Origin of the sequence: Lysobacter firmicutimachus (assembly GCF_037027445.1) — a bacterium.
Taxonomy (GTDB): Bacteria; Pseudomonadota; Gammaproteobacteria; order Xanthomonadales; family Xanthomonadaceae; genus Lysobacter; species Lysobacter firmicutimachus.
The window spans coordinates 2,074,973-2,087,502 of sequence record NZ_JBANDL010000002.1 but is presented as its reverse complement, the minus strand read 5'-3'; the positions used below and the strand labels follow the sequence as shown (position 1 = coordinate 2,087,502).

The 12,530-nt window shown below is 63.3% G+C and carries 11 protein-coding genes; 3 read left to right on the top strand and 8 right to left on the bottom strand.

Going from position 1 to position 12,530, the window contains the following annotated elements; genetic code table 11:
* Nucleotides 1-121 precede the first annotated feature (121 nt).
* Both V2J18_RS09190 and V2J18_RS09185 read right to left on the bottom strand, forming a co-directional pair.
* On the bottom strand, nucleotides 122-979 hold the full coding sequence (locus V2J18_RS09190) for a hypothetical protein (RefSeq protein ID WP_336131618.1): 858 nt from the start codon (nucleotides 977-979) through the stop codon (nucleotides 122-124).
* Nucleotides 976-2,289, bottom strand: a complete 1,314-nt coding sequence (locus V2J18_RS09185) for an AAA family ATPase (protein WP_336131617.1) — start codon at nucleotides 2,287-2,289, stop codon at nucleotides 976-978. The genes V2J18_RS09190 and V2J18_RS09185 overlap by 4 nt, the downstream gene beginning before the upstream one ends.
* Before the next feature lie 501 nt (nucleotides 2,290-2,790).
* Between V2J18_RS09185 and V2J18_RS09180 the strand changes: the two genes are divergently transcribed.
* Nucleotides 2,791-3,114, top strand: coding sequence for a hypothetical protein (locus V2J18_RS09180; protein ID WP_336131616.1), 324 nt, complete (start codon nucleotides 2,791-2,793; stop codon nucleotides 3,112-3,114).
* A 7-nt stretch (nucleotides 3,115-3,121) separates the two neighbouring features.
* Here V2J18_RS09180 and V2J18_RS09175 read toward each other — a convergent pair whose 3' ends face one another.
* The 5 genes from V2J18_RS09175 to V2J18_RS09155 all read right to left on the bottom strand — a co-directional run bounded on the left by V2J18_RS09175 (nucleotide 3,122) and on the right by V2J18_RS09155 (nucleotide 7,190).
* Nucleotides 3,122-3,331, bottom strand: coding sequence for a hypothetical protein (locus tag V2J18_RS09175; RefSeq protein ID WP_336131615.1), 210 nt, complete (start codon nucleotides 3,329-3,331; stop codon nucleotides 3,122-3,124).
* Between the two features lie 169 nt (nucleotides 3,332-3,500).
* Nucleotides 3,501-3,878: a GFA family protein gene (locus tag V2J18_RS09170; RefSeq protein ID WP_336131614.1), complete on the bottom strand. Its 378-nt coding sequence runs from the start codon at nucleotides 3,876-3,878 to the stop codon at nucleotides 3,501-3,503.
* An 86-nt stretch (nucleotides 3,879-3,964) separates the two neighbouring features.
* The gene (locus tag V2J18_RS09165) at nucleotides 3,965-4,522 is read right to left on the bottom strand and encodes a DUF3228 family protein (RefSeq protein WP_336131613.1); all 558 of its coding nucleotides are present in this window, start codon (nucleotides 4,520-4,522) and stop codon (nucleotides 3,965-3,967) included.
* Nucleotides 4,523-4,630: 108 nt separating this feature from the next.
* Complete coding sequence (locus V2J18_RS09160; RefSeq protein WP_336131612.1) at nucleotides 4,631-5,473, bottom strand: class I SAM-dependent methyltransferase; 843 nt, start codon at nucleotides 5,471-5,473, stop codon at nucleotides 4,631-4,633.
* Between the two features lie 277 nt (nucleotides 5,474-5,750).
* On the bottom strand, nucleotides 5,751-7,190 hold the full coding sequence (locus V2J18_RS09155; protein ID WP_336131611.1) for a proprotein convertase P-domain-containing protein: 1,440 nt from the start codon (nucleotides 7,188-7,190) through the stop codon (nucleotides 5,751-5,753).
* Here V2J18_RS09155 and V2J18_RS09150 point away from each other — a divergent pair.
* Nucleotides 7,141-7,488 (top strand): hypothetical protein, encoded by a 348-nt coding sequence (locus V2J18_RS09150; RefSeq protein ID WP_336131610.1) that lies wholly within the window; start codon nucleotides 7,141-7,143, stop codon nucleotides 7,486-7,488. The two genes, V2J18_RS09155 and V2J18_RS09150, sit on opposite strands and share 50 nt — an antisense overlap.
* A gap of 648 nt (nucleotides 7,489-8,136) precedes the next feature.
* Here the strand turns inward: V2J18_RS09150 and V2J18_RS09145 are convergent.
* The gene (locus V2J18_RS09145; protein ID WP_336131609.1) at nucleotides 8,137-11,616 is read right to left on the bottom strand and encodes a methylmalonyl-CoA mutase family protein; all 3,480 of its coding nucleotides are present in this window, start codon (nucleotides 11,614-11,616) and stop codon (nucleotides 8,137-8,139) included.
* A 430-nt stretch (nucleotides 11,617-12,046) separates the two neighbouring features.
* On the opposite strand from V2J18_RS09145, the gene V2J18_RS09140 reads away from it, so the two are divergent.
* On the top strand, nucleotides 12,047-12,367 hold the full coding sequence (locus tag V2J18_RS09140) for a YXWGXW repeat-containing protein (RefSeq protein ID WP_064749972.1): 321 nt from the start codon (nucleotides 12,047-12,049) through the stop codon (nucleotides 12,365-12,367).
* The last annotated feature ends 163 nt before the right edge of the window (nucleotides 12,368-12,530 follow it).

Genomic DNA, 12,530 nt, shown 5'->3' with positions numbered 1-12,530 from the left:
AATATTTTGCGAGTCGCAGATGCACAACAAACTACTCCCCCCTCCCCGAGAAAGGCCCAACAAACCAACACCTACACTTATTTATAAGTTATCGGTGAAAGTTAAATCATTTACTACAAGTTTACATCACAAGCTTGAATAGCTCCCTTTCATCCAAATCACTCCTTTTCAATGCCATCATAAGAGCCATTCGGACACGCCGCTCCTCGCGGTATGCACTGTCTCGAGCCATGCTGTTGGCACATTCTCCCAACACCAAAAAAGCATCATGCCCATTAGCAAAATCACCACCAGCCTTCGCATCAACTATCGCGCGAATATCTTTGATTTCATCAAAAACCTCATTCAACCGAGCCACCTGATTGCCTGCAAGCAGAGTTCTCCGAACCAATTCCACTTCATTAATGGAGACAGCCACGCCATCAATACTAATCAATTTGCTGAGGCTAACGATACGCACAGCCATGTTAAGCCTTTGCAAGGCAATCCTGAGGGCAAAAGTATAAGCGAGAATTCGATAAATTGACTCCCTAACCCCACAAACATATAAGGGGGCCACCCGGCATACCAAACTTAAATATTTATCAACACTGGAATCCGACAGCAAGTACCCGTCCATTGAGGCGCCATCGGTCATTACAATGCCCCTAGGTGGAATCTGCCCATCAATAAAGTCAGCCAAATCTCGATCAACAATAAAGATAAGGCCACATTGCTCTTGAGATATTTCTTGCCACACCCGAATCGCCAAGGCTATCACTCTACTTCGATTAGAGCCATGTGGCAGCCCAAGCTCTTGGAGCAGACCTGAGGGCACATCTACCAAATCAATCGGATACACCGCCCTTCCACTTTGCCCCAACTCACTCATATACCAAACAATTAATTCCCTATCACTCACACCTTCAACAAAAACATCACGATTGGTGCTTGGCTCTAATTCATAGATCGTAACGATCTCTTCAATTGTTCGCTTCATTTGGCGCGTCCCCTGGCACCCAAAGCCGAGCAATATTCCCCCTGTACTTGGCTGCTATCTCTATAGAATGAGTAGCTATAAATATCTGAGCCGCCCCCCCCGCCAAGACAATCGAGAATCGCAGCCACCAGTTCGCGCTGCCATTTCATATTTAAAGAAAGCTCCGGCTCATCGATTATCACCAGCCCAGTATCATTTCTCAAAAGCAGCGCCTGAACTAACATCATCACCAAGTGCCTTTCGCCAGAAGATAGAGCCGACACACCCAAAGGCAACCCTTGCTTCGACAAAAATTTTAATCCATCTCCAACTGTGAATTCGGCGGTTTTTGTAGCCATAAAAAAATTCAGTCGCCCAATGAACTTCTCCAGTTGTGCATTGAGTTCCTTTAGAGCACTAAACCAAGCCTCTGTGCTATCAACATAAGCAAGCACCAACTCGGTCACCACGTCCTTGCGCGCCTCAGACACATTTCGCAGTTGAGATATAATTGGCTCATGGCACAGAGGCGCCATGAGACCGATTTTGGAAAATTCACGACTAAGGACCTCAGCCTCAATCAATTTACTAATAACAGCCTCTAGACTTATAGCTCTTGGAGAATTTCCCTTTGCGATGGTCGCAATTAGATTTCGATAGATCGTTTGTGAATCACCAGAACCCCTCCGCTGACGCATAAGTGCCTCTCGACGCACCGACTCAGCAAGCGCCGACACTTTTTCCGCCACGGGATCTTCTGTTGCAGTTTCTGTTATTAGCCACTTACCCTCGTTAAATCCGAACGATCTACGGTGCCCGTCATCCCCAGGACCAAATGTTCTTTTGTCATCAAGAAAGCTGACATCTTTACTAATAGCTGCCAGTCTCTGCAGGAAATGCGAGAATTTAACTTGGTCAGCCTGAGACCACGATGAAGTCTTTACAACGCAATTTGCATCTGCTTGAACATTGACTTTGACACCACCGCCCTCCCCTCCACCAGAGATTGACAGAATATAGCTACCAACAGACTCACCCCCTTCCCGCTCAGCACATATTCTCGTCCCATCCCTCAAATCAACCTCGAATCGCTTGAAGGGAATTTTTGCTATCCTCGACCGATGACCTGACTCGTCATTTGGCGACATCAAACTTCGCAGCAACTGCAATATTGTCGTTTTTCCGGTCCCATTATCGCCGTATAGGATAATTATTCGAGGATCTGCACCATCTTTCGGCGGCCCGATATCGTAATCGAACTCACCATAAAGCCCTCTAACAGTAATTCTTGAGACAAAGTTACCCGGAGGAGACCCAGCCACATAAGCCATTTATTTACTCCAGTAGATTTTTATCAAGCAGCTATCGCATGCAAGCTACCATTGAATAAACCTTTCCCCTCCTACAGTAGCGACATCGGCTCACTAGCATTCACCTTGTTTAGCTACACTTTCCATCCTGAAATTTTTTCAACTACGTACGGGCCCCAAGTCTTAGCCCAACTTCCCTGCCTTGTCGGATCAGATTGAAGCGAAATCTATCAGGAGAGGCGCTCAATGCGGGAGCCTTCCTGCCATTTGGCGGAGCTATACGCTGGACGTTGTCCACTGGGGTGACCACCTCTAGAACATTCCACTCAACGCTCCTCCCTGGATCACGACGAGCTCACGCCCGATCTAGACCTGCAATAGGCGGAGCATTGCATAAAGCAGTAGGCGCACATAGCGTTTAAGCACTTAGTTCTAAGACGATTCTGGAATGTGGCCGGTGCTGTGGCTAGAGTTCGTTCCTACAGAGTTACGAGCGCTCGCGCAGCCCTCCAGGACGCCTGCGTGCTCTGCGAAATCTGCCGATTACGCCCTATTGAACTTGGTCGACCACTGCTGATTGCTCGACCGGCACTTGCGCAGCCCCTCGATCCGGTTGCGGGCGCGGCGGTACGCTGCATCGTCCAATCATCCTCCGACTACGAGCACGTTCTATCCGGTTTTTGCGCCCTGATTAGTGCAGCCAAGCATGACCTGGTCGATGCGATACCGACCATTTCCCTTGCCAATTCCGTCAGGCTAACGACCAGTCGTTTTGCTGGCGGCATCCAGCAAGCAGCCGAAATGTGTATCCAGTTCGGCCGCGCCTCTTTGTGCCTGCCGGCGTAGTACGTGGTCAAGTGCATCGGCGACTGCGGCTTGCCGCTGCTGGTGTCGTCAAATTCAGGTCGATCTTGTAGCTGGCGAAGCTGACGCCAGCGCGTTCGATCTTTTCCAGGTTCCGACCCAAAGCCTTCTGATTGAGGTGCAAGGGCGAGCCTGGACCACTCAAGGGGTTGGTGACTAGGTTGTCCGACGCACGGTTGACATCGGCGATGCGGCTCATGGTGTGGCGGCGTAGTAGTTGCGGTAATCGAGATCGCTGCAAGGACCGATCCTGACTACATCAGAAAATCGCAACCATGGATTGCGGTGGCGCCGGACCCGTATTTGTTCGGACATTCGCGACGTATAAACGAATGCGCTTAGTCGTTTGGCCTATTCCTCGTACCACGTCATATGCCTTCGCGATTGCGCTCGTAACTGTGCGCCAGCGGAAACCGCGGCAACCAGGATTCGCGGCGGACGGTCCACAGTTCGTAGGTGGGTTGGAACTGATCCGGCGCGTCGAGGGCGCCGAGGTTCAGTTCGACTTCGTCGCCGCTGCGGCCGAACACCGGCGAGCCGCAGTTGGGGCAGAAGTGGCGGTTGCGGTAGTGGCGGGTATCGCCTTCGACGCTGACCGCGTCGGCGGGGAAGATCGCCGAGGCGTGGAACAGGGCGCCGTGGTGTTTGCGGCAGTCCAGGCAGTGGCACAGGCCGACCCGGTAGGGCCGGCCGGTGGCGACGACGCGGACTTGGCCGCACAGGCAGCCGGCGGTGGTTCGGTCCATGCGGACGCTTCCTATGAAGGCGAGCGCTGACCGGTGTACGACGAATCCGGCGGGGTTGCAATGCGAACGGTGCGCGGTTTCTGCGTTCAGCCGCGCCAGTTGGCGTGCGCGCTCCAGAACTCGACGCTGCGCCGGTAGGCCTCGCGGTCGAGCGGCACGCCGGAGCCGCCCTCTTCCACGCCCAGGGCGTTGCGCATCATGGTGATCGGGGCCATCGGGGTTTCGACCGGTTCGGCGGTGTACATGCAGCCGACCACGCCCCAGTCGGCGTCGATGGCGGTGCCTTCCTTGGCCAGTTGTTCGCGGCTGTAGAGGATGACGATCAGGTACTCGGCCACCGGCGGGTCCAGGCCCTCGAACCAGCGCACCAGCACCGGCAGTTCGTCCTGGGTGCGGGCCTCGTAGCCGCTGCGCAGCAGGTGGCGGTTGGCGTCGGTGATCGGCACCGCCAGGCAGCGGGTGCGGGTCCAGTTGCGGTGCACGTGCAGTTTGCAGAACGGGGCGTAGCCGTCGAGCACCTTCAGCGGCGGATTCTCGTTGAGGTGGCGCTCGAACTGCTCCGGGGTGATGTCCTGGATGGTGTTGCGGCGCGGTTCGCGCGGGAACAGGCGCGGGCGGGCGAAGTCGGTAAGGAAGATGCTCATGCGGGCATTATCGCGGAGCGGCGGCGCGTGGCTACGGGTGCGGCGGTCCGGCGCGCGGCGGGCGCAGGCGCCGGCACGCCTCGCTCACCCGCGCGGCGGGTGCCCGGCTCAGGCGGCGACGCTGCGGAACACCGCCGGGCCGTAGGCGTCGCCGACGTCCTGGCGGACCAGCCAGGGCTGTGCGGCCAGCGTCGCTGTGCAGGGACCGAAGCCGCAGACGCGGATCGCGCGGCGCGCAGCGTGTTCGCGCAGGCGTTGGAGCACTTCGGCCAGGATCGCGCCCTTGAACGGCGTGTAGAGGTAGAACACGGTGCCGGATGCGAGGTCGGCATGGCGCGCGTCGGCTTCGACGAAGCGCGCGTTGGCCAGGTTCAGCGCCAGGGCCGCCTGGCGCGCACAGGCCACGTAGGCCGGTTCCAGTTCGATGCCGACGGTTTCGGCCTCGGTGCAGATGGCCGCGAGCAAGGGCACGTGGCCCAGGCCGGAGCCGAGGTCGACCAGGACGTCGCCGGCGGCGAGGCCGCTGTCGCGGATCATCGTCAGGGCATGGCGCGCCGGGGTCGGCTGGTAGAACACCATGTCCGGCGTCAGCGCGATTTGCGGCGCTTGCGGTTCGGCGAACGGCAGTACGCCGGCGATCAGCTCGTCGAGCAGGTCGTAGGCTTGCGGGTCGTGCGCGGGCGCCTCGCGCGCCCAGGCCGTCGCGTAGTGCAGCAGGCGCGCGGCGCCGCGGCCGCTGCGGATGTCTTCGCGCAAGTCGCCGTAGAAGGCCGCGTTGAGCGCTTCGAGCCGGTCGACGGCGGCCTGGGCGGCTTGGCGCAGGTCGGCAGCGGCATGAGGCAGGCAGGCGTCGATGCGGTCGAGGGCGTCCAAACGCGCCGGGACGCCGTCGGGCCGTGCGAGTGCGGGGTCGTGTTCGATTTGCGCCAGCAACGCGCGGAGTCGTTCCATGCGCGCATTGTAGTCGGCCGTATTGGCGCCGCACGGGCGGTCCGGGTTTCGGGGAGAGACCGATGCGGCGGCGGCCGGGGGCGCGTGCGGTTGTGGAGATCGTCTCGATCGGGAGGCCCTCACCCCGGCCCCTCTCCTGCAAGCGGGAGAGGGACACGGCGACAGCTTTGGTGCGGCGTATTTTTTCAGGACGTTCCGTCGGGGTGCCCCTCACTCGTTCCCCTCTCCCGCAGGCGACAGAGGGGAACGGCAAAGGCCGGGGCGACGTCGGGCAGCGCTACGGCGTGCGGAAGAAATCCAGCGTCCAGTGCAGCAAGGTGCCGGAACCGCCGAGTACGTCGTCGGTGACGCGCAGCTTCCACACGCCGTTGGCGACTTGGTCGGTCAGGTCCAGGCGCAGTTCCGGGCTCGGATTGATCGGGCCGTTGTGGTGGTCGCGCAGCAGGTAGGCGCGGCCGTCGGGGGCGATCAGCTCGATCTTGAGATCGCTGCGGTGCGGGTGGCTGACGCGGTAGCTCACCCGTGCGATGCCGCCGTTGCCGTTGGCCCCGCCGACCGTCAGCGGGCTTTCGATCACGGTGTTGTCGTTGATCAGGTAGTCGGTCGGGTTGGCGAACAGCGCCCGCGGGCGGGCGTCGTAATCGGCGCCGTAGGCCGCCATCACGCTGGCGCCTTCGATGTCCGTATCGGCTTTCAGGCGCAGGAAGTACGTGAGCGGGAACTCGGCCTGCGGGTTGCGTTCGACGCGGCAGAACGTGCTCCACAAGCCCGAAGTGCGGCAGTGGAATTCGCTGTCGGTCGGCGGCGCGCCTTCGCGCACGTACAGCGTGCCGCGGCCGGTGCCGAATCCGACTTGGGTGTTGAGATAGAAGCCGGGTGCGTAGCCTTCCGGTTTCATGATGTTGAACAACAGGGATTCGCCGGCGCGCAGGGACATGCCGACGCGGGTGAGTTCGTTGGGCAGGCGGTTGGGGTCGATGTACGGCAGCACCGTCACTTGCACCGGCAGGCGATGGGTCGTCGACGCGGCCGTGGCCACGACGTTCGCCTGGTAGATGCCCGGCGCGGCATCGGCGCTGGCGGTAAAGGCGATGCTGGTCGGGCCGTAGGGGTCGACCACCGCGGGACTGAAGCGAGCATTCACGCCCGCCGGCAAGCCTTCCATCGAGAACGCGATCGGCTGGTTCCAGGCATGCAGCGGGCGCGCGTTGATCTCCAGCCAGCCGCTGATGCCGGCCTGCTGGGTCACCGCCACCAAGGCGCGGCTGCGGCCGACCGTCCACAGCGTGAAATCCGGCGCCGGATTGACGTACAGGTCGATCCGGGCGCTGCGCACGGTGCCGCCCGACGTGCCGGTGATCGTCAGCGGATACACGCCCTGCACCGCTTGCGCGGAGGCTTGCAGGGTCAGGGTCGAATTGACTGCAGCTTTGGCGCCGGGATAAACCGGGTTGAGGCCGAACGCGGCGCGGACGCCGGCCGGCAGGCCGCTCACGCCCAAAGTGACCGGCGCGTTGAACGCGGTGCCGACGACGCTGACCGGCAGTTGGCTGCTGCCGCCGATGGGCGTGACGTGCTGGGTGCCCGACAGCACCAATTTGTAGCCGGCGTCGGCGGTCACGACGAGATCGACCGTGGTGCTGCGCACCAGGTCGCCGGAGCGGCCGATGACGGTGATCGGGTACGTGCCGGCCGCCGCGTCCGCGGCGACGTTCAACGTGAGCTTGGAACGCGAGCTGCCGTTGGCGGTCGCGGCCAGCGCAGCCGGCGCGAACTTCGCGCTGACGCCGGCGGGCAGGTTCGACACGGTAAGCGCGGCGGCTTTCTCGAACCGGTCGATGCTGTCGAGCACGACAAAGGTCGCGACCGAGCTTTCACGGCTGCTGGAGACGATGCGCGGCTCGACGCCGATGCGGAAGTCGCCCGCGGTTTTTCCGGCGGGCGGCGTTTTCGTTTGCGCTGACGCGACGTTCGTCGTCGCCAGCGCCAGTCCAGCCAATACGCAAACGCACTGAGCGACGGCGCGCAGCCGTCGCAGCGGAATAGCCATAAGACCGCTCCTGAAAGAGGGATGCCGGCGACGCCCCCGCGTCGCCGGTGCCGTGAGGCGCGGCGATCTTCCCAGAACCCCGATAGGGCGATTGAGAGGGCCGGCATGATTCGCGATGAACGAACGGGCTTGCGGCACAGTCCTGGCGAGGTGCGGCGAGCGGTCGTCGACTTCGTGCGGGCGAGCGCGGTTCGCGTGCGCGCGGCGACGGCGTGATCGGCGTCGCGGATGCGCGGCGGTCAAGGCATCACGAGCATCGCGATCCGAACGGCCCGGGCGGTCTGGCGGCGGGTGCGCGGGACCGCGTGGCGGCGCGGTCGCGGCTTGCGCCGCTCCTACCCTGGCGGTTTCGTGGCCGCTGTCTGTGCGCCGCCCCCCTGTAGGAGCGGCGTGAGCCGCGACCACCGAAGCGAGGGTCGCAAGCGTCTCCCGCCGAGGCTCGGACCGCGGCGGTGCCGCCGCGAAGCTTGGCGATCGGTCGATTCGGGTGAGTACGCGGTGTTTCACCGCTTCGGCTGTCGCGGCTTGCGCCGCTCCTACGCGGGCTGCGGCGCGGAAACGAAGAGGCCCGCTTGCGCGGGCCTTTCGTCGGAACCCATGCAGCGGGGTTCGCTTACATGTTGCGGCGGTACTCGCCGCCGACGTCGTACAGGGCGTGGCTGATCTGGCCCAGGCTGTGGGTCTTGACCGCTTCCATCAGGCTGGCGAACACGTTGCGGCGTTCGCGCGCGGCGGCTTGCAGGCCGCGCAGGCCTTCGCCGGCGTAGCCGTTGCGGCCGGCCTGGTAGGCCTGGACGTTGTCGATCTGCTGGCCCTTCTCGCTTTCGGTCGAACGGATCAGCTCGATCTCGGTGACGATGTCGCCGCCGTGATCCTTGGGCAGGAAGGTGTTGACGCCGACCAGCGGCAGGCTGCCGTCGTGCTTCTTGTGCTCGTAATACAGGCTTTCTTCCTGGATCTTGCCGCGCTGGTACATGGTGTCCATCGCGCCGAGCACGCCGCCGCGCTCGCTGATCGCCTCGAACTCCTTGTACACCGCCTCTTCGACGATGTCGGTGAGCTTGTCGACGATGAAGCTGCCCTGCCAGGGGTTCTCGTTGAAGTTCAGCCCCAGCTCCTTGTTGATGATCATCTGGATCGCGACCGCACGACGGACGCTTTCCTCGGTCGGGGTGGTGATGGCTTCGTCGTAGGCGTTGGTGTGCAGGCTGTTGCAGTTGTCGAACAGCGCGTACAGGGCCTGCAAGGTGGTGCGGATGTCGTTGAACTGGATTTCCTGGGCGTGCAGCGAGCGGCCCGAGGTCTGGATGTGGTACTTCATCATCTGGCTGCGCGGGTCGGCGCCGTAGCGCTCGCGCATCGCGCGGGCCCAGATCCGGCGGGCGACGCGGCCGATCACGGTGTACTCCGGGTCCATGCCGTTGCTGAAGAAGAACGACAGGTTGGGCGCGAAGTCGTCGATCTTCATCCCGCGGGCGAGGTAGTACTCGACGATGGTGAAGCCGTTCGACAGGGTGAAGGCCAGCTGGCTGATCGGGTTCGCGCCGGCTTCGGCGATGTGGTAGCCGGAGATCGACACCGAATAGAAGTTGCGCACGTTCTTGTCGACGAAGAACTGCTGGATGTCGCCCATCATGCGCAGGGCGAACTCGGTGCTGAAGATGCAGGTGTTCTGGGCCTGGTCCTCTTTCAGGATGTCGGCCTGGACGGTGCCGCGCACGGTGGCCAGGGTCTTGTCGCGGATGCGCTGGTAGGTCTCGGCGTCGACGATCTGGTCGCCGGTGACGCCGAGCAGGCCCAGGCCGAGGCCGTCGTTGGTTTCGGGCAGCTGGCCGCTGTACTGCGGGCGCTGGCGGCCCTCGAACAGGGCGTCGATCTTGGCCCGCGCCTCGTCCCAGCGCGACTGGTCCTCGCGCAGGTACTTCTCGACCTGCTGGTCGACGGCGGTGTTCATGAACATCGCCAGGATGATCGGCGCCGGGCCGTTGATGGTCATCGACACCGAAGTGCTGGGCGCGCACAGGTCGAAGCCGGAGTACAGCTTCTTCATGTCGTCCAGCGAGGCGATGTTGACCCCGGAATTGCCGATCTTGCCGAAGATGTCCGGGCGCACTGCCGGGTCTTCGCCGTACAGGGTGACGCTGTCGAACGCGGTCGACAGGCGCGCGGCCGGCTGGCCGACGCTGAGATAATGGAAGCGACGGTTGGTGCGCTCCGGGGTGCCCTCGCCGGCGAACATGCGGATCGGGTCTTCGCCGGTGCGGCGGTAGGGGTAGACGCCGCCGGTGTAGGGGTAATAGCCGGGCAGGTTTTCCTTCTGCAGGAAGGTCAGCAGCTCGCCCCAGCTCTTGTAGGTCGGCGCGGCGATCTTCGGGATCTGCTGGTGGCTCAGCGATTCGCGGTAGTTCTCGACCCGGATGACCTTGTCGCGGACCTTGTACTCGTTGACCTCGTCGGTGATCGACTTCAGCCGCGCCGGCCAGTCGCGCAGCAGCTTCAGCGCTTCGGAGGTGAGCGATTGGACGGCGTCGTTGTAGCGCTGGCGCAGGGTCAGCAGGGTGCGGTCGGCGGCCTGGCCGTCGGCCAGCAGCGCTTCGCCGGCATACAGGTCCAGCGCCTTGGGCAAGGCGCCGTCTTCCAGATCGCGCAGCGACTGCCAATACGACTGCGCCCGGTCGGCGATTTCGGCCTGGGTCTCGATCTGCTTGTTGATCGAGCGGCCCTGCTCGGCGATCTCGGCCAGGTAGCGCACCCGGCTGCCCGGGATCAGCACGGTCGCGCGCGGCTCCTTCAGCGAGGTATCGACCTGCGGCTGATAATCGCAGCGGCTGTTGCCCAATCCCGAATCCCCACTCCCCAATCCCAGCTTCTCGCGCAGCAACCGGCACAGGTTGACGAACATCCAGCTGATGCCCGGGTCGTTGAACTGGCTGGCGATGGTCGGATAGACCGGGACGTCCTCGTCGCGGGTGCTGAAGGCGACGCGGTTGCGCTTCCACTGCTTGCGCACGTCGCGCAGCGCGTCCTCGGCGCCGCGCTTGTCGAACTTGTTGAGCACGACCAGCTCGGCGTAGTCGAGCATGTCGATCTTTTCCAGCTGGCTCGGCGCGCCGAAGTCGCTGGTCATGACGTACATCGGGAAGTCGACCAGGTCGACGATCTCCGAATCGCTCTGGCCGATGCCGGCGGTTTCGACGATGACCAGGTCGTAGCCCAGGCTGCGCAGGAAGCCGATGCAGTCCTTGAGCACGGTGTTGGTGGCCGAGTTCTGCCGGCGGGTGGCCATCGAGCGCATGTAGACGCGATGGCTGCGCAGCGAATTCATCCGGATGCGGTCGCCGAGCAGCGCGCCGCCGGTGCGGCGACGGGTCGGGTCGACCGAGATCACCGCGATGCGCATCTCGGGGAAATGGGCCAGGAAGCGGTTGAGCAGTTCGTCGGTGACCGAGGACTTGCCGGCGCCGCCGGTGCCGGTGATGCCGACCACCGGAGTCTTGCCGCCGGCCAGCTGCCATTGCTTGCGCAGGTGCGCCAGTTGCGCCTCGTCGAGCGCGTTCTCTTCGATCGCGCTGAGGGTGCGGCCGATGCTGATCTCGTCGTCGATGTGCGCGACCGGCGGCGTGTCTTCGGTCGGCAAGCGCGCGTCGCTGGCGCGGCGCACCACGTCCTCGATCATCGCCACCAGGCCCATGTGCATGCCGTCGTTGGGGTGGTAGATGCGCTCGACGCCGTAGGCCTGCAGTTCGCGGATCTCTTCCGGCGTGATGGTGCCGCCGCCGCCGCCGAACACGCGGATGTGGCCGGCGCCGCGCTCCTTGAGCATGTCGACCATGTACTTGAAGTACTCGACGTGGCCGCCCTGGTAACTGGACAGAGCGATGCCGTCGGCGTCTTCCTGCAGCGCGGCGCGGACCACGTCCTCGACCGAGCGGTTATGGCCGAGATGGACGACTTCGGCGCCCTGCCCCTGGATCAGGCGACGCATGATGTTGATCGCCGCGTCGTGGCCGTCGAACAGGCTGGCGGCGGTGACGAAACGCAGCGGGGTGGCGTCGGGCTGAGCGGCGGGAACGTTGGCAGCGGTGGTGCTCATGGGCATCTCGATACGCGTTGCGGGCTGCGCGCATTGTAGCTCCGCACGGGCGCCCGCGTTCGCGGGCTTGCCGTGCGGTGGGGGATGGTGCTAGGCGGGTTTGCAGCGAAGAAACCGCGGCTGCGACGCAGGTCGCGGCCGCAACCGTGCAGTCCGGGGCAGGAGCGGCGCGAGCCGCGACCGCGAAACCGTGAGCGGCGGCGCAGCCCCGGATGGATCGAACGTCGATGGCAGGGGCGGCGACGCCAATCGCGACACAGTCGCGGCTCGCGTCGCTCCTACCCCTGTTCTGCTGGCCTCGCGGGTGCAGCGTGGCTTCAGTTAACCGACGGCGGTCTGAACGGCGCGCGAGACCGGGTCAACAGACCGCACGCGGCCGGCGTTGTGTCCGATGACCGGCGGGTGGCCGCCGGGTACGAGGAGAACGACGATGGCGATGCGTGCGTGGATGACGGCGGCGGTGCTCGGCGTGGCGACGATGGCGGGCGTGCACGCGCCAGCGGCGCAAGCGCGGACGTATATCGATGTGGACGTGGTGCGGGTAGCGCCTCCGCCGCCGCGCTACGAGCGGATCAGGCCGCGCTCCGGCTACGCCTGGGCGCCGGGGCATTGGCGCTGGAACGGGCGCGCTTATGTCTGGGTCGGCGGGCATTACCTGCGGGCGCGGCCGGGCTACGTCTATGTCGGTCCGCGCTGGAATCATCACGGCCCCGGCTGGCGCTTGCGCGACGGCTACTGGGTCCGTCGCTGAGCAGACCGCCGGATGCCACGACGCGGCACGCGAGGCGCCGGAAACCAGGCACTGGGCATCGATCGCCGAGCCCGGCTCGCGCTTGCTCTTCCGCGTGAGCGGCATGGAGCGCAGGGCATTCGAACGAGGGCGTCGACGTCATGCCGATGCCCTCACGCGGCGA